General features: G+C 38.9%; 22 protein-coding genes. 12 read left to right on the top strand and 10 right to left on the bottom strand.

Annotated elements, in window-relative coordinates; translation table 11 throughout:
• Positions 1–4: 4 nt before the first annotated feature.
• The 5 genes from M2408_RS24500 to M2408_RS24480 form a co-directional block, all read right to left on the bottom strand.
• Positions 5–859 (bottom strand): DUF695 domain-containing protein, encoded by an 855-nt coding sequence (locus M2408_RS24500; RefSeq protein WP_259187208.1) that lies wholly within the window; start codon positions 857–859, stop codon positions 5–7.
• Between the two features lie 417 nt (positions 860–1276).
• Positions 1277–2098 carry a hypothetical protein gene (locus M2408_RS24495; RefSeq protein ID WP_259187207.1) on the bottom strand — a complete coding sequence of 274 codons (822 nt, stop codon included), beginning with the start codon at positions 2096–2098 and terminating at the stop codon, positions 1277–1279.
• Between the two features lie 134 nt (positions 2099–2232).
• Positions 2233–2898, bottom strand: a complete 666-nt coding sequence (locus M2408_RS24490; protein ID WP_259187206.1) for a hypothetical protein — start codon at positions 2896–2898, stop codon at positions 2233–2235.
• A gap of 176 nt (positions 2899–3074) precedes the next feature.
• Positions 3075–3629 carry a hypothetical protein gene (locus M2408_RS24485; protein WP_259187205.1) on the bottom strand — a complete coding sequence of 185 codons (555 nt, stop codon included), beginning with the start codon at positions 3627–3629 and terminating at the stop codon, positions 3075–3077.
• Between the two features lie 107 nt (positions 3630–3736).
• A complete protein-coding gene (locus M2408_RS24480) occupies positions 3737–4339 on the bottom strand; it encodes an SMI1/KNR4 family protein (protein WP_259187204.1) in 603 nt (200 codons plus the stop codon).
• Positions 4340–4615: 276 nt separating this feature from the next.
• On the opposite strand from M2408_RS24480, the gene M2408_RS24475 reads away from it, so the two are divergent.
• Complete coding sequence (locus M2408_RS24475; RefSeq protein WP_259187203.1) at positions 4616–5629, top strand: YhcG family protein; 1014 nt, start codon at positions 4616–4618, stop codon at positions 5627–5629.
• 381 nt (positions 5630–6010) lie between these two features.
• Entirely contained in the window at positions 6011–6271 is a 261-nt protein-coding gene (locus M2408_RS24470) for a hypothetical protein (RefSeq protein WP_077438329.1), read from the top strand.
• A gap of 270 nt (positions 6272–6541) precedes the next feature.
• On the opposite strand, the gene M2408_RS24465 is transcribed toward M2408_RS24470, so the two are convergent.
• Positions 6542–6955 carry a hypothetical protein gene (locus tag M2408_RS24465; RefSeq protein WP_104385601.1) on the bottom strand — a complete coding sequence of 138 codons (414 nt, stop codon included), beginning with the start codon at positions 6953–6955 and terminating at the stop codon, positions 6542–6544.
• 67 nt (positions 6956–7022) lie between these two features.
• A complete protein-coding gene (locus tag M2408_RS24460; protein ID WP_259187202.1) occupies positions 7023–7637 on the bottom strand; it encodes a SprT-like domain-containing protein in 615 nt (204 codons plus the stop codon).
• Between the two features lie 453 nt (positions 7638–8090).
• On the opposite strand from M2408_RS24460, the gene recN reads away from it, so the two are divergent.
• Complete coding sequence (recN, locus tag M2408_RS24455; protein ID WP_259187201.1) at positions 8091–9752, top strand: DNA repair protein RecN; 1662 nt, start codon at positions 8091–8093, stop codon at positions 9750–9752.
• A 71-nt stretch (positions 9753–9823) separates the two neighbouring features.
• On the opposite strand, the gene M2408_RS24450 is transcribed toward recN, so the two are convergent.
• Positions 9824–10246, bottom strand: a complete 423-nt coding sequence (locus tag M2408_RS24450) for a hypothetical protein (RefSeq protein ID WP_259187200.1) — start codon at positions 10244–10246, stop codon at positions 9824–9826.
• Between the two features lie 136 nt (positions 10247–10382).
• The gene (locus M2408_RS24445) at positions 10383–12908 is read right to left on the bottom strand and encodes an ATP-dependent Clp protease ATP-binding subunit (RefSeq protein ID WP_259187199.1); all 2526 of its coding nucleotides are present in this window, start codon (positions 12906–12908) and stop codon (positions 10383–10385) included.
• Between the two features lie 185 nt (positions 12909–13093).
• On the opposite strand from M2408_RS24445, the gene ettA reads away from it, so the two are divergent.
• The 9 genes from ettA to uxuA all read left to right on the top strand — a co-directional run bounded on the left by ettA (position 13094) and on the right by uxuA (position 23832).
• Complete coding sequence (ettA, locus tag M2408_RS24440; RefSeq protein WP_121127395.1) at positions 13094–14776, top strand: energy-dependent translational throttle protein EttA; 1683 nt, start codon at positions 13094–13096, stop codon at positions 14774–14776.
• Positions 14777–14784: 8 nt separating this feature from the next.
• Positions 14785–15969, top strand: coding sequence for a PAS domain-containing sensor histidine kinase (locus tag M2408_RS24435; RefSeq protein WP_120260039.1), 1185 nt, complete (start codon positions 14785–14787; stop codon positions 15967–15969).
• Between the two features lie 126 nt (positions 15970–16095).
• Entirely contained in the window at positions 16096–17163 is a 1068-nt protein-coding gene (locus tag M2408_RS24430; protein WP_259187198.1) for a response regulator, read from the top strand.
• A 215-nt stretch (positions 17164–17378) separates the two neighbouring features.
• Positions 17379–17798: a lactate dehydrogenase gene (locus M2408_RS24425; RefSeq protein ID WP_120259985.1), complete on the top strand. Its 420-nt coding sequence runs from the start codon at positions 17379–17381 to the stop codon at positions 17796–17798.
• Positions 17795–19165, top strand: coding sequence for an oxygen-independent coproporphyrinogen III oxidase (gene hemN, locus M2408_RS24420; RefSeq protein ID WP_259187197.1), 1371 nt, complete (start codon positions 17795–17797; stop codon positions 19163–19165). The genes M2408_RS24425 and hemN overlap by 4 nt, the downstream gene beginning before the upstream one ends.
• Positions 19166–19173: 8 nt before the next feature.
• Entirely contained in the window at positions 19174–21567 is a 2394-nt protein-coding gene (locus M2408_RS24415) for a heavy metal translocating P-type ATPase metal-binding domain-containing protein (RefSeq protein WP_259187196.1), read from the top strand.
• Between the two features lie 5 nt (positions 21568–21572).
• Entirely contained in the window at positions 21573–21734 is a 162-nt protein-coding gene (gene ccoS / locus M2408_RS24410) for a cbb3-type cytochrome oxidase assembly protein CcoS (protein WP_120259988.1), read from the top strand.
• A gap of 106 nt (positions 21735–21840) precedes the next feature.
• Positions 21841–22659 carry an SDR family oxidoreductase gene (locus M2408_RS24405; RefSeq protein ID WP_120259989.1) on the top strand — a complete coding sequence of 273 codons (819 nt, stop codon included), beginning with the start codon at positions 21841–21843 and terminating at the stop codon, positions 22657–22659.
• A 12-nt stretch (positions 22660–22671) separates the two neighbouring features.
• Positions 22672–23832, top strand: a complete 1161-nt coding sequence (uxuA, locus tag M2408_RS24400; RefSeq protein WP_259187195.1) for a mannonate dehydratase — start codon at positions 22672–22674, stop codon at positions 23830–23832.
• A 139-nt stretch (positions 23833–23971) separates the two neighbouring features.
• On the opposite strand, the gene M2408_RS24395 is transcribed toward uxuA, so the two are convergent.
• Positions 23972–24994, bottom strand: coding sequence for a LacI family DNA-binding transcriptional regulator (locus M2408_RS24395; RefSeq protein ID WP_259187194.1), 1023 nt, complete (start codon positions 24992–24994; stop codon positions 23972–23974).
• Between the last annotated feature and the right edge of the window lie 1417 nt (positions 24995–26411).

Here is a 26411-nt window from a genome sequence, read left to right as displayed (position 1 = left end):
ACATTTATTCATTTGGGATTTTCTTTCTGAAATCATGATATAAGTCCCAGTTTTTGTCCGTTGAAATTTCATAGTTAAATTCTCTTATTTTTTTTGAATCCTTTATGCTGTTGAAAACTTTCGTCGTACCTATTTTGTCATTTGTTACAATATAAAAATTTCTTATTCCTCTGTGTGTATCTCGAAAAATATAGTAACATTTGATGTTATTTTCTTTTAGGTACTTTTCAATAGTATGCTCAAATTGGTCTAATTCATTAAGTTCCTCATCCGTTGGCAGCATTGTCTTTGAAGCATCGCCGACAAAAGCTGTCGTTACTTTTACAAAGTGACAAAATTCTGCTTTATGAGGGAATCTATCAAAAGCCGTATTTCCAACCAGTAAATAAGGAAGATTGTCTTTTGAATAATCAGTAGTTTTAAATTCTTCGGGTACTGTGTAGGTATCCCGTTGTATTGGTTGACCTTTGTTTATATTTCCGACATCGAAACCATCATAAGTAGTTTTATATTTATCAGCTATTTTATAGAGCTCTTTGTCCAGTTCGAATAGGCTTTTTGCATTGTGGATCTCTTTTCTTTCCAGATGCAACCAATAGCTTTTATCATCAGCCTGAAAAATTTCTACAAATTCAAAATTCTGTTTTTTAAGTTCTTTGGTGATTTGATCGAAATGATCTTTTCTATCTGAGGTGAAAAAATACCCCCAAAGCAATATTGTATCCGTATATACTCCATTTGCTTTCATTTTAGAAAACATTCCTTCGATCTCTTCTAAAGGAATTTTGTAAGATTGGGATTTAGAGCTATTACAAGCGAAAATCCCGAGCATACATGTCCAAATAAATAAAATTCTCATTTCCCAGTCTGGATATTATTTCTATTGTCAGAAATTAGGTGGTTAAATGCCGTCAAATTCAAGTTCAAATATACCAATTCATCTAATTAATGAATAATCTAATCATACCACCAATCCATGATTTCATTGGCAAATGATTCTGCATCTATTTCATGGTTGAAAAATCTATATCTTACAACAAGATCGCTCGCGATAATCGCTTGATTTTCGTTCTATCAGCCCCCTCTTATAAGTGTTTTATAAATTATGGGCCAATGGATCAAATTCATCCAATGGTGCACTAGGTATTAAGTTCCAGAACTTAATGATTTTTCTGATAAGTTTTATTTGACTGTTATATTGGTTTTGCAGAAATTTCTTGTTCATATCTCGGATACTCAAATTAACAGACTAAAATGTTGTGAAGCATGATAGCTTTTATTTTTGCAATAAATCTTCGATCAGTTGAAGTTTTACAGTTTCCAAGATCCCTTTTGGATCATCAATGATTACTTTTCCAAAAATGTCTTTTTTTATAGATGCGCGGTTTCCGTTATTGTCACTGGCTTCATAATTTCCAAATATATCCTTTCGTACAGAAACACGATTTCCCTTGTTGTCTTCAATCGTTTTTCCTCCTAATATGTCGGTTCTAATGGTTGTACGTTTACCAGTGTTACTTTCAATTGTAAGGTTTCCTAAAACATCCTTTGATACTCTACTATTATTTCCTTGGCTGTCGCGAATTTCTAAGCCGCCTGTGGCATTTTTTGAAACAGTAGTGAGGTTGCCGTGGCTGTCACGGATCTCCAAATTATCGAGGGTATTTATGGAAGCAGTGGACGGGCTCCTGTCTTGTTGAGGAATATCAAAATCACCATTAATATTTTTTCTGACTGTGGTTTCCTTTCCCTTGTTATATTTTACGACAATATTGCCGGAAAAATCCTGTTTTATCGATGTTTTATGCCCACTGTTATCCGTTTTTGTATATCCGTCCCAGTGGTCTTTACTGTATTTGATACTTTTACCCCAGTTGTCTGAGACGGTTACCCCTCCCCAGCTATCAGTTTTTATTTTAATGGAGCTTTTATCTAGACCGTCCGAAACTGCTAATTGTGTGATGTACTTTCTGATATTGTCTGAAAGCGTATCAGTCAATTGTTTAGAATAATTTTTATCAGGGGAAAGACCGGCTTTTGCGATTATTGTTGCAGAAAATAATAATGCAAAACCAAATAGGATATATAAGCGTTTCATGTGGCTGTGATTTATAATTAAGATACGCTTTTTTTCTGACAAGAATATAATTTTGCTGCATCACATTTTTATTTTATCCAAAACGGTATTTGTATTTATACCGTTATAAATATATAGCAGAATCTTTTTTTAATTTATGAGCGATTAGGAACAGAATCAGCAATAGATAACTTGTTTTCATACCTTTGGTTGATCTCACCAGCGATCCGTGTTAGGTATTTAAAGGTTAGAGCATATAACAAATCGTCCTGAGCGGTATTCATTGTTGATGCAAAGCTCTGATAATATACACTGTCCCTATTGGGGTTGGACTGATTGAAAGTTTGCATTTCTTTTACGCTTAGATCCCGTATCAATTCAGTAGGATTAGGCGATTGGCCACCAAGTAAGAATGAAATCCGTTGTACAAGTTTTTTTGTAATGGAGTCTCCATATAGATGTTTTTCCATTAAATAGTCTGCTATTGGTGTGCCCAAATGTGGGTTTGATAGCGTACTTAGAGATGCGACTATTTCATGTCCACCTAGTGCTGAAATAAAGTGCCGAGCGTCTATTCCGCCCTTGGAATGAGCGATCAGGTTAAATTTTTCAGCCTTCGTTGTTTCTACAAGCCTCAACAGATTTGCTTTTAACATCTGTGCGTTATTGGAAACATTAGCCCAGCCATCTGTTTTTCCGTAATAAAACCGAATGTCGTTGTCTCTAAAAGCCTTTGGAATTCTTCCCCAAAATAGACTGTTATCTCTGGCTGCTGTACCATGGATAAGAACGATGGGATATTTTAACCTAAGATCTGTCATTTGAGAATTGAGAAAAGTCTTACTAAAGCTATGATTTAAACTCTAATATTTATAATCTAATCAAAAAGTGTCAATTTTTTTAAAAAATAATGAAGATTTATACCATGTATGATTATCTAATGAAATCAAAGAAAAATATGGAAGATGATTTTTCATAAGCGAAGGAATCAAAAGATCTAATCTAAAATCTCCTCGTATGTAAGTGTATTTGTATCTTTTAGCACACTGATCTGTACGAAGGTGGGTACTATTCCTTTTCCATTGGGACGGTACATAGAATAGATATACTTACCGTTTGTATAATTAGCCCTCAATGTATCACCTTCATACCTGTCCACTAATTGCGAGTGAACCTGTATTCGTTCATCCGGTTTATCATCCCAAATTCTCCCTTCAATAAATGTTCGTTTATCTTTCTCGGAGATGGACAGTTCAAATTTATGTGTATAGTCTCTAAAACCACCGCTTTGGTTGAAAGTGACCTCGAAATCATCGTTTAGTACAATCTGATGTTCTTTTAGTATTTCTCTTGCTTCGGATTTAGAAAGTAATAGGTCGTCGAAGATGATGTATGAAGTGAACAAAAGAAAGGATAAGACCAAAACTATCGAAGCAATGATGCCAGTTTTTTTTCGGTTGGATTTTTTCAAGATCCAGTAGAGAAAATAGACAAATAGACATGGTACACAAAAAAATAAAAGAAAGATTATCAAGTAAAATAGGTAATCCATACCACCTAGATTTTGCCGTATATTTGAGTATTCATTTTTGAAATTATTAAATTTACAATATCAAATTATTGGTTTCCCCTCCATCTGATACAACATAAAACTTATTTCTAATACATATCTTCCTCATTCACGAAGTTATATTTGTTGTCAATCAGCAGCAGGAGATATTCATCAAAGCTATCTGCGATAACGCGAAATTCATCAGGATCGTGTAGGAAACGTACTACTTGGCCTTTTTTACCTTTTTCTGAAGGACTGAAATCTACGAATAACTGTGATGTGCCACCATTGTTCATACAATCTGAAAAATGAAGCCATTGTATGCGCTCTGATTTATCCGTGATTTTGGGATCAATCTCCACATGCTCATATTTTCGGTCAATATAATCCGCATAATATGTGTACGCGATATGTTGATTATCTACCATTTCTTTGGCGGAAAGCAGATAATAGGGATATTCATTTACGTCAGATCCTAGAAAGAAGAAGGCAATTTCTTCGTCGGCATAGGTTCTCCAATAGGTTCCATCAACATACTCAAGCAGTTCTACGAGTGCTTGAGGGACATCTGGAAATATCTCTTTGAGATTCTCCATATCCGTTTTGTTTACCCCATGTTTTATCCGGTCAAAATGATCCCAAGTTTCCTCACCATTGTTGTCATAGTAAGCCTTTTTTAAGCTTGATAAATATTTTTCAGCTATTTTCATTTACTTTTCTTCTAGTAAGGTGAAGTTAATTAAACTATATGATATCGCGGCTATATCAGCTTGTTAAACGATTGACTTATTTAATGTGTCTGGGGAAGGGATGCTGGGAGTAATGCTTCTGTTAATTGTTGTTTAATAGGTTTTTAAGGTATATTTCTAGGCTTAACGATGAGCATTTGAAAATAATTTTTTACTAAAATAATTAGTATTTTAATCTATATTTAGTTATGTTTGTACTATTCACTTACAGAAGTAATACCAATTAAATAGATAATTATGTTATCGGATCAAACTTTAATATTGGACATAAAGGCGATTATTTCCAAATCTAAAGACAATGCTATTCGTGCGGTAGATCATCAGCGTACATTGATGTATTGGCATATCGGCAAACGTATTTTTGAACAGGAGCAACAAGGTAAGGATAGGGCCGATTATGGAAAATATCTGACTGGATATATCGCCAAAGAATTAGAACCCGAATATGGTAGCGGGTTTTCGAGAAGACAAGTTGAATTGTTTAGACAGTTCTTTCGTGTTTTTCCAATTGCGAACGCACTGCGTTCGCAATTGAGCTGGACACAATACCGCTTATTGATGCGGCTTGACACAGAAGAGCAACGGGAGTTTTATATCGCCGAAACCATTAAAAATAACTGGACATCACGGCAGTTGGAACGACAGGTCTTTAGTAATTTATATGAACGCCTATTACTTAGTAACGATAAAGAAAGCGTGTTGGCTGTTGCAAAAAAAGAGAAGATGCCTTCCGATGCGAAAGAGATCATCAAAGATCCAATGGTACTTGAGTTTTTAGGTTTGAAGCGAGAGAGTGCGTATTATGAAAAAGACCTTGAAGGCGCTATTATCACCCATCTGCAGGAGTTTTTGCTGGAATTAGGGAATGGCTTTTCCTTTGTTGCCCGCCAAAAACGTATACATATTGAAGGCGATGAGTTCTTTGTTGATTTAGTTTTTTACAATCGTCTATTGCAAAGCTTTGTGATCATTGAAATCAAGACACATAAATTAACACATCAGGATATAGGTCAATTGCAAATGTATGTCAATTACTACGATCGTATTGAAAAGCTCCCACATGAGCATCCCACGATTGGTATTTTACTTTGTGCGAGTAAAAATGATGCGGTCGTGAAATTTACCCTTCCCGAAGAACAAAAACAGATCGTTGCTAGTCAATACGAGCTTTATCTGCCTACCGAAAAACAATTGCTGGATGAGGTAAATAAAGAACTGGATAGTTATGTAAGCAAAGGTGGAGTTGAGTAGATCACTGAGATTTTATTCTACCTTACTGCATCTTCAAAAGTTGGCCTTTGACGTGTTCCTGCTATGACATTCCGCACAATGGATGAAATATTTTTACTTATTTTGTCATCGGATGCTTGCTAACTTAATTGCCTTTTCAATTGTCGTTAGTGCTTCCGTATCTTTAAGAGCGATGAGCACTATTATTTGCAACCCGAGAAAAAAGAAGTAACCGCGAAAAATATGCCGATTTGCTAGATTTTCGGTTGAATATTGATTGAAAATTTTACTGGTATCTTCTGCTTTTTTCCTGTAAGATTTCGAGCCTTGCTGGTTTTTTTAATTTTATTTTTCAAACATAGAATATTTTGTACATTTGTATCGAATAAAATCGAAATAGAAATGGCAGAAACTGTACAACCAAGAGCTCCAAAGACAACTGATAATAATGCGAATCAAACTCATTACTACAAAACATTGGTAGTAGCTATCGCTTTAGGTTTAATAGGCACATTTATCCGTTTTGTACCGGATGTATGTACTGCAATGGGACAACAAACATTTTTGTTCTCCGCAATAGCAAATATCTCCTTGATTATAGGTACGCTTATCGCATTTAAAACTGTTTTCGGTATTTTGGGATTCGGAAAAAATCGTGACTAATTAAAAGTCATTTAATGATATTGGAAAGCCTCAGTTTTTACTGGGGCTTTTTTTGCGCCTGTATGTGATGTTTTAATAGGAGGTTGATAGGAGTAAAAGCTAGTCTAGAAAGGTACGATTTTCAGTCTCAAAGAAAAGTACTAGGAAGGAGGGCTTGACCATAAGAGAGAAAGTGGGTAAAACTATTGCTAGGTATTACTTATTAGGTAGGCCCAAAAAAAAGGCATCAATTATTCAATTGATGCCTTTTTGCTATGAATGCTGTATAGACTATGCAAATAATGACCAGGTACCCCATGGAATACGAGCGAGCATTAAAATTAAACCGATGATATAAAAAATCACAACAGTTTGATTTGCTTTTCTTGAGTTTTCCATCTTTTTAGCTTTTGAGTAACCGATAGTGATCAAAACAATGGCGATGATCATTGTTAAGGGGTGCTCAATGATTTTTAAACGTAATGTTGGATCTTTCATCACGCTGCCAGAGATCATCGATGGGTACTTCAAAACGAAGTATAAGATCAAACCTACTAATAATTGAATATGCGATACGATAAAACCTAATAAGGCAATTTTACGGTTGTAAGGTTTGTTGCCTAAATAGTTCATTAAGGTGATCACAATAGATATCACCAGGGCCAGCAATAAGACAATTGCTATTGTCGAGTGTAAGTGTAACATAAAAGCTCTCTTTAATTGTTTCCTAAGTTAGCAAAGATAAAAATATAATGAATGTATTTGTTAAAAATCATTGTTCTAGCAGAAATACCTCCGCAATTGGGTTGAAGAGGTACATGCGTTTGCTGGTTAACTCCATACATTTATAGCGTTTTCGTATTTTCTCAATCCGCTGAAAAGACCTTCCATTCTTTAATTTAAAAAAATGTCCATCTTCTAATGCTTCTACTGTAAGTGCATTGTTTTTGGTCTTGTCATAGGCCTTCAATGTACGAAAAAGATGAAGATCGGTACAGCTCGATGCCGCTGGATTTTCCATATAACTGTTTATCGCTCTATTGATATCGGGTGGGAAGATACTGAGTTTTAAAAAAGGATCCATCAACTCCTTAAAATGTTTCTTCCATTCAGTCCCATGTGGTTTTACGCGGTGTTGATGCTTATTCCAGGTCTGAAGATGTGCAAATTCGTGTATGGTGGTGATCAAAAAGGAATAAGGATTCAGATCATGATTGACTGAGATACGATGTGGACTCCCCTTAAACGGTGCACGATAATCCCCCAGTTTGGTGCTTCTGGATTGGGAAATTTTAAATAAGCATGCTGTGTGATTTATCCAATTGGATATAATCGGTGCAGCTTCTTCGGGCATGTATTTTTTGAGGGTTGCACTGTAATCTTGCATGCTGTAAAAATAGTGATTTATTCATCCTCACATAATAACCAAAGGACATTATTTTGTCACAGGCGAACATTTTTTTGTCAAAAAGATCGTATTGATCTGTGAAGTGCTTGGCGGTGATCGGTTTATATAGATACGATCATTTGTTAGTTCAATAGGATTGATTTGAAGCAACATTTACAGATAAAAGCACTACAATTCGTTTATAAAAAGGGATGTTTTTAGCTATAATAATTAGTTTTATTTGGAATTTTGATATTATTTTTAGTATTTAGTATCTTTAAATAAATTCAAGAAGATAGTATTCAAAACCGATGCAGTTTTTTTTGAAATAAAATGCATTGAAATCGGTTGAGTTTTAGGTAAATTACCTACTAAAGAAAAGATTATAAAAAATACGACTAATCCGGATGAGGAACGGTTTTCCTCTCAACTGTAAAATAGACCTTCAAGAATATGCTAGATACCTTACATATTAAGAATTATGCCCTGATCGATGTGTTGGAAATCCAATTTGATAGCGGCTTGAATATTATTACTGGGGAGACTGGAGCGGGTAAATCCATTATTATGGGAGCACTTTCCCTGATTTTGGGTAACAGAGTGGAGGGGAAACATTTTTTTGATCCGTCAAAAAAATGCGTGATCGAAGGAGAGTTTAACATTGGAGCTTATCAATTAAATAGCTTCTTTGAGCAGAATGATCTCGATTATGCGAATCATACCATTATCAGAAGGGAAATAACACCAGATGGTAAATCCCGTGCTTTTGTCAATGATTCACCGGTTACATTGATGATACTAAAGCAATTGGGCGAGCAATTGATCGATGTACATTCGCAGCATGCGACTTTGCAGGTCAATACGGAGGAATTTCAGTTTCTGGTTGTTGATAGTGTTGCTGGTTCATTTGTATTGAAACAGAGCTACAAAGAAAGCTATACGGCCTATAAAAAGGCTAAGCGAGAGCTGGAAGAACTGAAAGAGACGGTAAAGAAGGCTGCAATTGAATTGGATTATTTTCAATTTCAGTTTGATGAGCTGGATGGAGCGAAACTGGTTGCTGAAGAACAGGGGACACTCGAACAACAGCAACGTCAATTGGAAAATGCAGAGGATATCAAACGGGCACTAAATGCAGCTTCGCATTTGTTGGAAAACGAGGATACGGCGATATTGACCCGACTGAAAGATGCGATGACACAAGTTGAGGGGATATCTTCTTTTTTGCCCGAAGCATCTGATCTTTCTGTGCGATTGAAAAGTACCTTAATTGAGCTAAAAGATGTGGCTGCAGAATTGACTTCACTCGAAGAAGATACACAATTGGATGAAGGAACTTTATTGGAGATTAATGAACGATTGAGCTTACTTTATTCATTACAGAAAAAACATCATGTTGATTCAGTTGAGGAACTCATTCAGCTTAGAGATGATCTGGAAGCGAAGCTAATCGCCATCAATTCCTCCGATGAACAATTGGAACGACTGGAAGCTGAAGTTGTGCAGAAGTTAGCGATTGCATTGCGGAATGCGAAGGAACTATCGGAAGCGCGCAAATTAGTGCTGGATAGGATTGCCAAGGACGTGCAAAATACCCTGTCGAATGTCGGGATGTCAAATGCGATGCTTCAGATTGTATTAGAACCATTAAAAGAAGGCGAGATGCGTGAATCTGGAATAGATACAATTCAGTTTCTATTTTCGGCCAATAAGGGGCAAGCATTGCAATCTATCCATCGTGTAGCTTCGGGGGGAGAACTCTCTCGTGTGATGCTGGCGATAAAGTCGCTGGTTGCTAAAACTTCAGCTTTACCAACGATAGTTTTTGATGAGATCGATACTGGCATTTCGGGTGAGGTTGCGTTACGTGTAGGGGAGGTCATGGAAAATCTAGCCGAAAATATGCAGGTGATTGCTATTTCGCACTTGCCACAAATCGCTTCAAAAGGGGCAGCGCACTTTAAAGTGTACAAAGAAGATAAGACCAATCGTACCATATCAAATATCGTTCGTTTAGATCAATCCGGAAGGGTAAAAGAGATTGCACAGATGCTGAGTGGAGCAAACCCAACGGATGCTGCGGTAGAGCATGCTGAGTTGTTGTTGAGGGGATAGCTTATTTTCGTAAGTGTGGTAAGATAACTCTTTTAATAAAAAAAGATCTCAGAATTCTGAGATCTTTTTTATTAATTACCACCGTTATCGGCGTCAGTCAGAGTTACCTTAACGATCATGTTTGTTGGACGGACAGGTTTATTGTCGCTTCCAACATAATCCGCATAGAGGTATACTCTGCCAACTTTGTATTCTACACGATAGTTATAAGGGCCTACCGCCGAAGGGATATTGATGAAATAATCAGGGTCGTTATCAAACGAGATGGCCACTCCTACATGTCCATAATCAAAATATTTTTTATCTAATTCCTTGGAAAAGTCTAATTCGTTAGAAAAAGAATATCCTGACTGGTCAACCGCCCAAGAAGAAGATGTAACCGGGGTAGTATAACTTACTCCGGGTAAATAGTTCGTAACATACTCCTTTTTACAAGAAGAGAATGAAACCAAGGCTGCGGTTCCAATTAAAGCTGCGAATAAAAGTCTTTTCATATCGTTTGTGTTATTTGTGACATTTTTTATTATAAGACGATAAAATAGCGCGAAAGTTTAACGTCAACCTTCTTTACAACAAAAAATGCACCATAATGGTGCATTTTCTTGAAATTATTTCGAGTACAGCAAGCGATTATTTCTCAGCTGTATCTTTTGAAGACTTTGGATCTGAGCTAGAGACCTCAATATCTTTGGTTTCCGGATTGATGCTGACAGTTAAAACCGAACCTGTTTGCACATTTCCCTTGAGGATTTCTTCCGCAATTGGATCTTCCAGATATTTTTGGATTGCCCGTTTTAATGGACGTGCACCGAAATTACTGTCATATCCTTTATCGGCGATGAAATCTTTTGCCTCTTCAGTCAGATTAATGGTATAACCTAAATCTGCGATTCGTTTAAACAATGACGTTAATTCAATATCAATGATTTTGAAGATATTTTCTTTTGTCAACGAATTGAAAACAATAACATCGTCAATGCGGTTCAAAAACTCTGGAGCAAAAGCTCTTTTTAATGCAGTTTCGATTACTCCACGGGAGTGTGCATCGGTTTGTTGCGATTTTGCTGCAGTAGTGAAACCTACACCTTGACCAAACTCTTTCAATTGACGTGCTCCAATGTTGGAGGTCATGATGATAATCGTGTTACGGAAGTCCACCTTACGGCCCAAACTATCGGTCAGCTGACCTTCATCTAATACTTGCAGTAACAAGTTGAATACATCAGGGTGAGCTTTCTCAATCTCATCCAAAAGCACTACCGCATAAGGTTTGCGACGTACTTTCTCTGTTAACTGACCACCTTCTTCATAACCTACATATCCCGGAGGCGCTCCGACCAGACGTGAGATAGCAAATTTCTCCATGTACTCACTCATATCAATTTGGATCAATGCGTCTTCAGTATCAAACATAAATCGAGCTAGTTCTTTCGCTAATTCTGTTTTACCGACACCAGTAGGGCCTAAGAATATAAAGGAACCAATTGGTTTCTTAGGATCTTTCAGTCCGGCACGTGTCCGTTGGATGGCTTTAACCAATTTACCGACGGCATCGTCCTGGCCAATGATTCTTCCTTTCATTAGTTCACCCATATTCAACAGTTTTTGGCTGTCGGATTGGCTGACACGTTGCACTGGGATACCAGTCATCATCGCCACAACTTCCGCTACATTTTCCTCGGAAACAGTGTACCGCTTAGATTTGGTTTCTTCTTCCCATGCAATCTTCTCTTTCTCTAACTCGTCGATAAGCTTTTTCTCTGTATCGCGTAGTTTAGCAGCTTCTTCATATTTTTGACTACGAACAACCTTGTTTTTCTCCAATTTGACTTCCTCGATTTTATTTTCGATATCAATAATGGATTGTGGAACATGAATATTGTTCAAGTGTACACGTGAACCTGCTTCGTCCAATGCGTCAATCGCTTTATCCGGTAGGAAACGATCCGTAATATAACGTGTTGTCAATGACACACAGGCTTCAATCGCATCTGGCGTATAAGTCACATTGTGGTGATCCTCATATTTCTCTTTGATACGATTCAAGATTTCTACAGTTTCATCATGCGTAGCCGGCTCGATAGTCACACGTTGGAAACGACGGTCTAAAGCACCATCTTTCTCAATATATTGGCGGTATTCGTCCAGTGTAGTTGCACCGATACATTGTATTTCTCCTCTTGCCAAGGCTGGTTTAAACATATTGGAAGCATCCAAAGAGCCCGATGCACCACCAGCACCAACAATGGTATGGATTTCGTCAATAAACAAAATCACATCTGGTGATTTTTCCAGTTCATTCATGACCGCTTTCATGCGCTCTTCAAATTGACCACGATATTTCGTGCCAGCAACAAGAGAGGCTAGATCTAAAGTAACTACACGCTTGTTGAACAATACACGTGATACTTTGCGTTGCACGATACGTAACGCCAATCCTTCTGCTATAGCAGATTTACCTACCCCAGGTTCACCGATCAATAACGGATTATTCTTTTTACGACGTGATAAGATCTGTGATACACGTTCGATTTCTTTTTCACGACCTACAATAGGATCCAGTCTACCTTCTTCAGCAGCTTTGGTCAGATCTCGGCCAAAGTTGTCCAATACAGGCGTTTTGGATTTAATATCCGAAACCTTTTTAGGTTGGATATATTGATCATCCTCAGCAAAGTCATCGTCACCGGTAGGAGAGCCCGGAGCTTCATCCTTGATGGTGGTTCTATTTTGCTCAACTTCAGATTTGAAGATGTCATAAGTCACATTATATTGCTGTAAAATCTGCGAAGCGATATTATCTTCATCCCGCAAGATAGCTAATAATAGGTGCTCGGTGCCAATAATATCTGACTTGAAAATTTTCGCTTCCAAATAAGTTATTTTCAGCACTTTTTCAGCTTGTTTAGTTAACGGCATGTTGCCAATAGGTGCACGTGATACAGATGCCCCCTTCACTGCGTCCTCCACAGATTGACGTAGGGCAGTTGTGTCAATGCCTATGTTTTTAAGGATTTTGATCGCCATTCCATCGCCCTCACGAATCAAGCCGAGCAACAAATGCTCTGTGCCTATATAATCGTGACGCAATCTCAAAGCTTCCTCTCTACTGTACGATATAACATCCTTTACGCGCGGTGAAAATTTTGCTTCCATTGAATACCTTTCTGTTTTATATTAAGGATATATAAATGTAGTAAATTCTACATTTCAAACCTTAAAATTATTTTAAATAATGTCATCAACAATTAAGCCATGACCATTATACGTCCAAAATGTCAGTATAAAAGATTACATTTGTATGTTAATATAACAAGAGTTTTCCAATTTTTTTAAATTTTATGTCAGACGAGAAGATTATTTTTTCGATGGCGGGAGTCAACAAAATCTATCCGCCTCAAAAACAAGTTCTAAAAAATATCTATTTATCTTTTTTCTATGGTGCCAAGATCGGTGTGATCGGTTTGAACGGATCCGGAAAATCTTCATTATTGAAAATTATTGCGGGTTTGGACAAATCATATCAGGGTGAAGTCGTGTTTTCTCCAGGTTACTCTGTGGGATATTTGGCACAGGAACCCCAATTGGATCTCGAAAAGACCGTACTGGAAATTGTGCAGGAAGGTGTTGCTGAAATTACAGCGACCTTAAAAGAATACGAAGAAATCAATGAAAAATTTGGTTTGCCTGAGGTCTACGAAAATCCAGATGAAATGGATAAATTGTTGGCAAGACAAGGTGAATTACAAGATAAAATTGACGCAACAAATGCTTGGGAAATCGATTCCAAATTGGATAGAGCAATGGACGCATTACGTTGCCCAGAACCTGATGCCAAAATTGCCAATTTGTCAGGTGGTGAGCGCAGACGTGTAGCATTATGTCGCTTATTATTACAAGAACCAGATGTGTTATTGCTTGATGAGCCGACCAACCACTTGGATGCAGAGTCTATTGACTGGTTAGAACAACACTTGAAACAGTATAAAGGAACTGTCATTGCCGTAACCCACGACCGTTACTTCTTGGATAACGTCGCAGGATGGATCTTAGAACTTGATCGTGGTGAAGGGATTCCTTGGAAAGGAAACTATTCTTCGTGGTTAGATCAAAAAGCTAAACGTCTGGCACAGGAAGAAAAGCAGGAAACCAAACGTCAGAAAACTTTGGAGCGTGAGTTGGAATGGGTACGTATGGCTCCAAAAGCCCGTCATGCCAAATCTAAAGCTCGGCTTCATAACTATGAAAAATTAGCTTCTGAGGAAACCAAAGAACGTGAAGAAAAATTAGAGTTGTTTATTCCTCCAGGACCACGCTTGGGTAACTCTGTTATTGAAGCAACAGATATTTCCAAGGCTTATGGTGACCGTATCTTATTTGAAAATTTAAGTTTCATGTTGCCCCCGGCCGGTATCGTTGGTATTATCGGGCCAAATGGTGCGGGTAAAACAACTTTATTCCGCTTGATCACAGGCCAGGAGACACCAGATACGGGTTCGTTCAAAGTAGGCGAGACGGTCAAATTGGGTTATGTCGATCAGATGCACCATGATCTGGATCCTGAAAAATCTGTTTGGGAAAATATCACCGGTGGTAATGATAATATGATCTTAGGTAATCGCTCAGTGAATTCCAGGGCATACGTATCCAAATTCAACTTTAACGGTGCAGATCAACAAAAGAAAGTCGGTGTACTTTCTGGTGGAGAGCGTAATCGTGTCCATCTGGCGATCACATTGAAAGAAGGTTCAAATGTACTTTTACTCGATGAGCCGACCAATGATATTGACGTCAATACATTGCGTGCGTTAGAGGAAGGTTTGGAGAATTTTGGCGGTTGTGCTGTGGTGATCTCCCACGATAGATGGTTCTTGGACCGTATCTGTACGCATATTCTTGCTTTTGAAGGTGATTCTCAAGTGTATTTCTTTGAAGGTAACTATACCGAATACGAGGAGAACCGCAAGAAACGTTTGGGTGATGTGACTCCACATCGTATCAAATACAAAAAATTGGTGAAATAACGATGATCATGGAAGGCGGAAGGCTTCTGGCGGCTATAATAGACCATGCAATTGATGGAATTATCACCATTGACAACAGGGGGAATGTGGAAAGCATTAACCCTGCTGCCTTAGAATTGTTTGGTTATAATGCCGAAGAAGTTATAGGACATAATGTTTCAATGTTAATGCCTGAGCCTGATCGGGGGAATCACGATAATTATATCCATAATTATCAAACGACAGGTCATAAGAAAATTATCGGGATCGGTCGCGAGGTGATGGGATTAAAGAAGAATGGGAAAACATTTCCGTTCCGGCTTGCGGTCAGCGAAGTTTGGCTTAAGGATAAAAATATTTTTACAGGATTTATCCATGATCTTTCACGCGAGAAGGCTGCTGAGGATATGCTAAAACAGCATGCAGCCGAATTGGAGCATAAAGTCAGTGAGCGAACCCGTGATCTAATATCGATGGTTTCGGAACTGGAAAAAGCAAAGGCAGAGGTCTCTAAATCTTTGGAGAAAGAAATTGAACTTAACCAGCTTAAATCGCGTTTTGTTTCCATGGCTTCACATGAGTTTCGCACACCTTTAAGTTCCGTTCAATTGTCGGCTTCGCTGATTGAAAAATATGCGGATCGCCCCGATGATAAGGCGAGTATAATTAAACACACCAACAAGATCAAAGGTGCGGTGCAGCTATTGACCAGTATTTTGAACGATTTTCTCTCATTGGAAAAACTGGAGGCGGGTATTGTAGTCATGAACAAGCAGTACATTAATTTGGTGGAACTGGCTGAGGAGATTACAGAGGAAATGCAATTGATCTGTAAGAAAAACCAGCATATTGTGTACCAGCATACCGGTGAGATCGGACATTTTTCTTTGGATCAGAATTTATTGAAAAATGCTTTGGTGAATTTGATTTCTAATGCAATCAAATACTCGGGCGAAGATACATTAATTGAATTTACAACCTGTATTGATGACGATGGCTGTTCGATTTCAGTCAAAGATAACGGTATCGGTATTCCTGAAGAAGATCAGGTGCATTTGTTTGAGCCTTTTTTCAGAGCGCATAACACGGGGAATATTCCGGGTACGGGATTAGGGTTGAATATCGTGAAAAGATATATTGAACTTATGCAGGGTAAAATGGAGTTTGTATCGGAGGTACACAAAGGAACATCATTTAAAGTTAGTTTTGAATAGGCGTAAGCTTAACCTTAGCAGTGGAGAAAATCTGTGCTAATGAACTTATGAAATAAATGCAAGGCATTAGAGGACCCATTGAAGATAAACAGGCGAGCTCTCATCAGCCATTGAAGGATAAATAAGATGAAAAATAAAAAGACGATTCTAATTATTGAGGATAATATTGACATTAGAGAGGGGACAACAGAGATTTTGGAGTTGACAGGACGGTATGATGTTATTACAGCGGAGAATGGTCGGATAGGAGTTGATTTGGCAACCCGGCATATTCCGGATTTAATTCTCTGTGATATCATGATGCCCGAATTGGATGGTTATGGTGTACTATTTATGTTGAGCAAAATAGAAAGTACTTCAAAAATTCCTTTTATTTTTCTGACTGCCAAAGCCGAACGTGCAGATATGCGCAAGGCAATGGAGATGGGGGCTGATGATTACCTGACCAAACCTTTTGACGATGTGGAACTGATGAATGCGATTGAGGTTCGTCTCAAAAAGCATGAGCAGTTATCCGCTGATACGCCTGAAGACGCTGATCTAAATCTGAGTGAAGAGGAGCAAGTTTTATTGCTACAGGAATTGCTCGCCAACTCGCGAGTGAAAACGGTAAAGAAGAAACAGTCAATCTTTGAGAAAGACGATTCACCTACTTATGTCTATTATGTCAAATCGGGGCAGATCCGAAGCTTTAAATCGTACAAAGATGGACGCGAGTTGTCAACTGGAATTTATATCGAAGGAAATTATTTTGGTTATGCTTCCGTGTTGTTGAATGAGAACTATGAAGATTATGCAGAGGCTGTTGAACCGAGCGAGGTTATTTTAATCCCGAAAGACGCCTTTTTGGAACTTTTGTGGAAAAAGCCAGCTATAGCAAGCAAATTTATCAAATTGCTTTCTGTCGACCTTCGTGAAAAAGAAGAACAACTGTTGGGTTTTGCCTATCATTCTGTCCGTAAACGTGTGGCCAATGCGCTGATCAGTGTAGCTGAAAAAAGCGGAATTAATATCAATGAGGTCAATGCCTGTACAATTGATATTACCAGAGATGGTATTGCTTCGATAGCCGGGACGGCAAATGAAACGGTTTCACGTATGCTTTCTGATTTTAAGGAGGAAAAGCTGATCTCGAAGGAAAAGGGAAAGATTTTTATCAACTCGATCAAAAATTTGAGGGATGTAAAACAGTAACAAGTAAACAAGTAAATATTGCGTGAGCTTTGGGGCTTACGGTTCATAAATATCAATACAAAAAGGGTGTGTTCGAAGAATTCGGACACACCCTTTTTGTGTAATTGTGATATATATCATTGTCGGATATGGTCTTGTATCATGTTTTTAGGCTGAGCTATGAGCTAATTTTGTTTTTAGGATAAACTTATACGTGGTTGATTGTAGAATTCAAAATGAAAGTAGTTGTATATAATGTGAGGTCATTTGAAAAAGAGTTTTGGGCATTGGCCAATGCGAAACAGCATGATCTCACCTTGATTTCAAACGGATTAAATGCCGAAACGCAAAATTATGCGCGCGGAAAGGATGCGATTGTCATCTCTGGAGGAGATATTTTGGATGATAAAATGCTACTTAATTTGAAGGAATTAGGGATCAATAAGATCATGACTAGAAGTAAAGAAACATCCCATATCGATTTGGTGAAGGCAGGCGCTCTAAGTATTCAGATTGCGAATGCACCTTTTGAGGATCAAAGCCCAAAAGGACTGGCAGAACAGACTGTTCGGAATCTCAATCTCTGGGGGATGGAAAAATGTGTGGGTAAAGCGTGTTGTTGTTTAAATGACTGCGCAAAAAATAATTTTCAATGAGTACACAAGACAAGACTATGGCGGAGCTAGTGCAGAAATATAATATCGCAGCACCACGGTACACCAGTTATCCAACTGTTCCATTTTGGGACGATAAAACATTTTCTACTGATGCTTGGACGGATCAGGTATACCGTACTTTCAAACAGTCAAAAGATAAGGGATTAAGTCTGTATATACATCTTCCTTTTTGCGAAAGCCTATGCACCTACTGTGGCTGTAATACGCGTATCACAAAAAATCATCAGGTTGAACTGCCTTACATTGCTGCTCTCCTAAAGGAGTGGGAGATGTATCTGGCTGTTTTCAAAGGTGAAAGACCGCTCGTGTCAGAAATACATTTGGGTGGCGGTACACCGACATTTTTTCAAGCCGAGAACCTGAAATTGTTGATAGAGGGGATTCTTGAGCATGTCGATGTCACAGCAGATCGCTCTTTTTCATTTGAAGCGCACCCTGCTAATACCACAACCGAACACTTACAGATTCTTTTTGACCTAGGTTTCCGTCGTCTCAGCTTAGGGATACAGGATTTTGACCCTTTGGTGCAGTTTATGATCAATAGACAGCAGACCTTTGAAGAAGTGGAAGCGGTGATGTTGAATGCAAGAAAGATCGGTTTTGAATCCATTAATTTCGATTTGATCTACGGATTGCCGAAGCAGACTCAAGCATCTGTACAGGATACCATTGAAAAATCCATGCTGCTCAAGCCAGATCGGATATCTTTTTATAGCTATGCCCATGTCCCTTGGTTAAAACCCGGGCAGCGGCATTATACGGAGGCGGATCTGCCAAAGGGTACTGCCAAACTAGCACTTTATAATCTTGGGAAAAAGCTGATCCTGGCACAAGGCTACGCAGATATCGGGATGGACCATTTTGCAAAAAAAGAGGATGAACTTTATTTGGCTTTCCAAGAGGAACGCTTGCACCGTAATTTTATGGGGTATGCGGATCGGTTTAACCCCTTATTAATTGGGATTGGTGTGTCCTCGATCAGCGATGCCTGGGGTGGTTTCGCACAAAATGTAAAAACAGTTGAAGAATATCATAAGCTGATCGCATCAGGTGTATTGCCTGTAGTGAAAGGACATATACTTAATGCAGAAGATCTGGTCATAAGACGTTACATCCTTGATATGATGTGTAAAGGTAAAGTACAATTGGATCCCACATCGGATTTAACTGAGCAGATTAAAGAAGAATTGTCAACATTAGTCCAAGATGGCTTAGTCAGCATAGAAGGAGATCTGATTCGATGCACTGCGATCGGACGTTCATTTCTACGGAATATCTGTATGGCCTTTGATCAACGTTTTTTGAAGCTGCGTACAAAAATGCAGTTATTTAGTGAAGCAATTTAATTGGGGATATGGCGGTAACAAAGGAAAAAGTACAACAAATAGAGAAATGCTACCACTGTGGAGACAAGATCGATGAAACAGGTTACCATCTCGATGATCATGATTTTTGCTGCCTCGGATGTCAAACGGTCTATCAGGTTTTGCACAATGGGGGGATGCAACAATACTACCGTTATAATCAGCATCCTGGGAAATCCAATAAAGAAAAACAAGTGGATTTTTCGTATTTGGATGAGCCGCAGATTGCGGCTAAATTAGTGGATTTTAAGGATGATAAGATGACTATCATTACCTTTTATATTCCTGCTATCCATTGTAGCTCATGTATTTGGCTGTTGGAAAATCTCTATAAATTAAACCCAAACGTGCTACAGTCCCGCGTGGACTTTATGAAAAAACAAGCTAGTATCACTTTTAATCATACTTTACTTCCGCTCAAAGATTTAGTATATCTATTAGCTAATATTGGTTACGATCCAAAAATTACGCTGCAGGATGTTGTTAAAGAGGGAAATAAGAATAATCTGAATCCCTTGGTTGCCAAGATTGCAGTAGCAGGATTCTGTTTCGGAAATTCGATGTTATTTAGTTTTCCGGACTACTTTGGTATGGGAGCATTTGAAAAGGAGTATGCAAGTTTTTTCGGTTATATCAATTTAGCTTTTGGGTTGCCGGTTTTGTTGTATTGTGCTTCAGATTACTTTAAGTCCGCGTATGTCAGTTTGAAACAAAAAAGGTTGAATCTGGACGTCCCTTTGGCCTTGGGTATTTTGGTCCTGTTTTTACGTTCGGCTTTCGAAGTAATAACGCAGACTGGAGCTGGTTTTACAGATACTTTATGTAGTTTGGTGTTCTTTATTCTGATCGGAAAATGGGTGCAGCAGCGGACCTATTATCATATTTCTTTTGAAAGGGATTATCGGAGCTATTTCCCCGTTGCGGTAACTGTGCTTACTGAAGAGGGAGACAAACCTGTGCAATTGGCCGATGTTCATATCGGTGACCGTATTCTTGTTCGCAACAATGAGATTATCCCGGCGGATGCTATATTATTAAAAGGTGATGCGGCGATTGACTTTAGCTTTGTGACCGGCGAATCAAGTCCTGTAAGCAAAACCCTAGGGGAAATTATTTACGCTGGGGGGCGTCAGACTGGTGAGGCAATCGAATTGGAAGTCATAAAGCCGATTTCACAGTCGTATCTGACCAAATTATGGAATAATGAAAACTATAAAGATTACGATAAGCACTTTCAGACTTTTGTGAACTTTATAAGTAAATATTTTACTGTTGTTTTATTGGCGATCGCTTTTTTTGCAGCGCTGTATTGGGCTGTGGATGGTAGCGCCAATAGGGCATGGGGAGCTTTTACGGCAGTGCTGATTATCGCATGTCCTTGTGCATTGGCGTTGAGCTCTCCATTTACCCTGTCTGCGGCATTAAGTATTTTCGATAGAAACAAGTTCTATGTCAAAAATACAGCGGCAATCGAGCAGATGGCAACAATAGATATCCTTGTTTTCGATAAAACCGGGACTATTTCGTCGCCTAAAGCAACCTCAATTTATTTTGAGGGAACACTTACCACAAATGAAAGAAAGTTGGTCAATGCGGTATGTCGAAATTCTAGTCATCCATTGAGCCGAGAGATTGTGAAATGGCTGGATGTCTGCTCAGATATCCCTGTACGAAATTTTAAAGAGTTTCCGGGAAAGGGGATGGAGGCAGTAATTGGAGGTTTAGTCGTCAAAATTGGCAGCGCTAATTTTTTGAACATAGGAAATATCAAGACCGACGGAGCTGTCGTATTCATACACATCGGTGATGAGCTGAAAGGATATTTTACCATGGAACAGGCATGGAGAGCCGGCCTGTCGGCATTGATTGAAGATTTCAGACCTCATTACAACCTGCATCTGATATCGGGAGATAATGACCGACGCCTGGATGCGTTAAAATTGATTTTTCCTTCGGAAGCATGCTTGATGTTTAACCAATCTCCAATGGAAAAACTGGGACGCATTCAGAAATTTCAGCAGGCGGGAAAACATGTCTGTATGATCGGGGATGGATTGAATGATGCAGGAGCATTGCGTAAAGCCGATTTGGGGATTGCTGTCAGTGATGATATCAATAACTTTTCACCTGGATGTGATGCTATTTTAGATGGCGAATCATTTTCAAAATTATCAGATTTCTTTGCTTTCAGTAAAGATGCTGTAAAGGTAATCCATATGAGCTTTGGGATATCCTTGCTCTATAATATAATCGGGTTGAGCTTTGCTATTCAAGGGATTATGTCGCCCTTATTTGCTGCAATTTTGATGCCCATAAGTACAGTTACAATTATCTCATTTACCAGCTTAATGACAAGATGGTATGCAAAACGTCATAAACTCTAGTTGTTATGGAAATTATGTATATTCTAATCGGTTGTAGTGTCTTATTAGCTTTGGTGTTTTTATGCGCTTTTTTTTGGGCGAATAAATCTGGACAGCATGATGATACCTATACCCCTTCAGTAAGAATTCTGTTTGATGATGAAACAACGGAAGAAGTGGAAAAATAAATTGAAATAACTAAAACGTTATCGTAATTAAATTAATTACTTTTTTTTGTAATTAAGGTTATTATCAATAAAATTGGGGATAAATACCAATTTGAAATAGAAATACATGAGTAATAATCCATTTTCATTAAAAGATAAGGTTGTCGTGATCACAGGTGGTACGGGGATTCTTGGTGAGGCATTTGTGGAAGCGTTAGCTGAAGCAGAGGCAAAAGTTGCTATTCTTGGACGTAACGAGCAGATCGGAAAAGAACGTGTACAGCAAGTAGAATCTCTAGGCGGGGAGGCCATATTTGTAGAGGTTGATATCATGGACGAACAGGATGTCAGTAGAGCAAAGGATGAAATCCTTGATAAATGGGGGCGAATAGACGCTCTGGTGAACGCAGTTGGTGGAAATATTCCGGGCGCGACAATAGGAGCTGACCAAGATCTATTTGCAAGTAATATTCAAGACACGATTAAAGCGATCGAACTAAACCTCTATGGAACAATTATCCCAACACATATCATTGGTCGTGTAATTGCAGAAAGCGGAAAAGGAGCCATCGTAAATATCTCCTCCTTGACAGCAAGCCGGCCTTTCACACGGGTATTAGGATATACAGTTGCTAAACACGGTATTGATGGTTATACAAAATGGATGGCAACGGAACTTGCACAACGTTATGGTGATCAAGTTCGTGTCAATGCAATTGCTCCGGGTGTTTTCCTGACCAAACAAAACAAAAATCTATTGATAAATCCAGATGGTAGCTATAGCGAACGTACCAAGCGGATACTTAGCGGGACACCTTATAATCGATTGGGAGATCCACGGGAATTGAAAGGAACTTTAATCTATTTATTGAGCGATGCATCAGCTTTTGTAACTGGTGAGACAGTCTTTGTAGATGGTGGTTTTAATGCATGGTGCGGCGTTTAACGAGATTTTAAGATGAATAAATTAGAGCAAACATGGCGTTGGTATGGTCCCAACGATCCAGTATCCTTGCAGGATGTTAAACAGGCAGGCGCGACGGGTATCGTTACAGCGCTACATCATATTCCCCATGGCGAGGTTTGGCCTCTTGCCGATATCCAGGAGCGAAAACGTATTATTGAAGATGCGGGTTTGGTTTGGTCGGTGGTAGAGAGCGTAACGGTTCATGAAGAAATTAAAACAAAAGGACCTCGAGTTGATGAATATATCGCCAAGTATAACCAGACATTAGCTAATCTTGCGGAATGCGGTATTAAAACAGTCTGTTACAATTTTATGCCTGTGCTGGATTGGACCAGAACGCAATTGGATCTGGTGATGGCAGATGGCTCAAAGGCCCTTTACTTTGACTGGATTGACCTTGCGCTTTTTGATATCTTTATTTTAAAACGAACGGATGCCGAAAAAGACTATTCAGAAAATATTGTCAAAAGAGCAACGAAGCGCTTTGGTGAAATTTCCGAACAACAAAAAGATAGCTTGGCCAATGTCGTACTGATGGGGATTCCAGGAGAAAAAAATGTAGAATTGGATGCTTTAAAAGCCAGTATTGATACATATAAACATATTGGAAGGGATGGCTTGCGTAGAAATCTAGTCTACTTTCTAAACGAAATTGCTGCGGTATGTGAAGCAAACGGCATCTGTATGACGATCCATCCGGATGACCCACCTTATCCGATTTTAGGTTTGCCACGTATTGCTAGCAATGGTGAAGACCTTGGCTATATCTTGCGTGAAGTGCCGCAACAATTCAATGGTATCTGTTTTTGTACAGGTTCTTTAGGAGCTAGCCAGACCAATGATTTACCGAGGATATTAGAGCAGGTAAAGGCGCGGGTAAACTTTGTCCATTTGCGGAATGTTAAGAAAGATACCATTGGTAGTTTCTATGAAGCAGATCATTTGGATGGAGATGTGAATATGTATAAAATTATGCGGATTTTGGTTGCCGAAAACCAGTTGCGATCTACTGCTATTCCATTTAGACCTGATCACGGACATCAGATGCTGGATGATCTTAACAAGGTGACAAACCCTGGTTATTCTGCTATTGGCCGATTAAGAGGTTTAGCTGAATTACGAGGATTGGAATATGGTATTACTGGTGAGTAATCTATTGTAATAATTTTAGTGATTACTTTCGCTGATGAGAAAGTTATAGTATAAAAAATACAGTCGGGAGATAATAGCATAAGCGATATTTTCCGACTGTATTTTTTTGTTCTTTTCCCTCGATGTAAAAGGGAAGGGATTATAATGAAGATTTTCTTATGACAAGCTGTGTCGGAAGTTCAATGGTTTCAAATTCGTGAATTGGTCTTGTCTGATTAATGGTATCAATCAGTTTTTTGGTTGCTATTTCACCGATTTCAGTTGCGGGTTGTACGACAGTTGACAGTGCAGGGTTTAATGAAGCTGCAATTTGTGTATTGGAAAATCCAATGACGGCAACTTCCGTCGGAACTTCAATCCGAAGTTCTGCTAAAATACCTAATGTTCTTGTCGTGATGACATCCGTTGCACCGAAAATTGCATCGATATTTTTATGGTCAATATACTCTTTGATTATAATTTCTCTTATACTCTTGTCTAAATCAATTGTGCTGTTAAAGCTACATTCGATGTAGTGCTTTTCATTAAAAGGTATGCCCGCATCAGATAGAGCTGCTTTAAAACCACTTAAACGTTCTTCGGCAACACCTAGGTTCTTTCCTGTGATATGTAATATATTCTTTTTCCCTTGTTGAAGAAGGTGTTGGGTAGCGTTGTAGGCTCCTTGAAAATTATTGACTCCGACTTTGAATGTATCCAATTTGTGATTGATGCGGTCAAAGATAACGACAGGTATTTTAGCTTTAATGAGGTCTTTAAGCTCCTCAATATTTGACCCAGAAGATACAGGGGCTATCATTAGCCCATCTATGCCTCGCATTCTTAAAACATCTATACAATTCTTTTCTACGCGTTCATCCTCTCTACTTTGCATAAAGATAACATCGTAGATGGTTTGCTGGGAAGCGATCTGAATTCCATCGAGAATCTGAGATACGAATGTATTACTGATATTGGAAACAATGACTCCAATGGTATTTGATTTTCCGATTTTTAAACTTCGTGCCAACTTATTGGGATGGAAATTGTGTTTTTTAGCGTACTCCTGAACCATTTTTTTAGTTGCTTCACTGATTTCGTAGCTGTCTGATAGTGCTTTGGAAACTGTCGAAACAGAAATGTTGAGTTCTAAGGCTATATCTTTCAGGGTAGTTCTGCTCATCACTTTGGAGATTGTTATAAGAAGATAAATCTACATAAAAAAAAAGACAAACCACTTGTTTTTGATAATTATCAAAGGTTTGTGTTGTAACAATAATATAGTCGGGTTTATAGTGTTTTTATGTTTAACAAATGCAATTTTTTGAATGCTTTTATTTTAAAAAACTGCATTTCCAGCCAATGAGTCCAAGTGTTTTGCCTATTTTGGAGTTTTTTTCGATTGTGGTCCGAGAACTGTTCGGGACCGAATCGGACTTTATGCGAGTCTGAGTGCAGATTTGAGCAATGTAAGTCCGGGCTGCTACTGCTGTTCTAGCGTGTTAGACTCGGACTCACCACGGACTTACCACGGAAGCAGTACGGATTCATTCCGAAACTGTCCCGACTGAGGCAGGGTGGAGTCCTGAGGTGTCTTCACTAGGGGAACCGCTGTTATTCGTAGCAACATGTTTTCTGTTGGTAGACCGTGAATTTTTCTCTCTTTTTTGCGAAGCCCTTTTCCGACTGATTGCGGCAGACTGTTGTTATCCTATTCCCCCGATATCGGGTTCCCAGCTGCTCTACTAATTGATGGCTTTCCGAATATTGACGGAGCTGAACATTTTGGCCAACCTGATCTGAAACGATAGCTTGTTGTCAATACCCACTCCAGGTCTTCGTTGGAGCTGCTTCCTATCTTATTTATACCTAAAAAAGTTATGGTTAGGTATTAACTGGGATATAACAGGGGTATAACAGAGATCTACCCCTGTTATACCCCTGTAAACCCCCTGTAAACCCCCGGTTATATCCCTATTAATACAGGAACAGTTGATAAGCAATCTGGCGGATCTCCTGCCGTTGCAGTGTGGAGTTTTCTGTGTTGCCGGATTTCCTCGGGTTGTCCATGAGATCCACTGTTAAGTCCTATTGATACTGTTGCTTCCTGCTTGTGGCCTGGACAGTCGCTTTATAACGATCTGCCCTGCTCCATTATAGTTGCAGGGTACTGCTATAAATACCGGACCCTGTGCTGCTATCCCTGCTCGGGAGCGGCAGCAGGGAAGCTGCCCAGCAGCGGTCATGGCAGTTCCACCGTTCCGTTACCGCCACCTTTGTGCTGCAGATCCTCCTATAACCGGCCTTTTGTTGACCCGGGTTTCCTTTTTCCATGAGGCCGCGGTTTCTATCCGCTTTGCGGCGTTGGGTATCCACACGTGTGCCTCAGCCGTCTTTGCGTCGCAGATCCGACCATAGCCGGCCTTTTTTGTCTTCCGGAGCTCATCCGGATAAAAACAATCCACCAACGTTACAGTGAGTTACGGATATATTGAAAGAAAATAAAACAAAAGACTTGGAAGTGATTATAAAAACTCCCTATCTTTGCACCACTCCGCAAGGGAGGGGCGGTTACTTCGAAAGGGGTGACCAATGAAAAA

The organism is Sphingobacterium sp. BIGb0165 (assembly GCF_024810095.1).
Classification (GTDB): Bacteria; Bacteroidota; Bacteroidia; order Sphingobacteriales; family Sphingobacteriaceae; genus Sphingobacterium; species Sphingobacterium detergens.
Note: the sequence above shows the minus strand (reverse complement) of the source record. Positions and strands in the feature narration are given on the sequence as shown.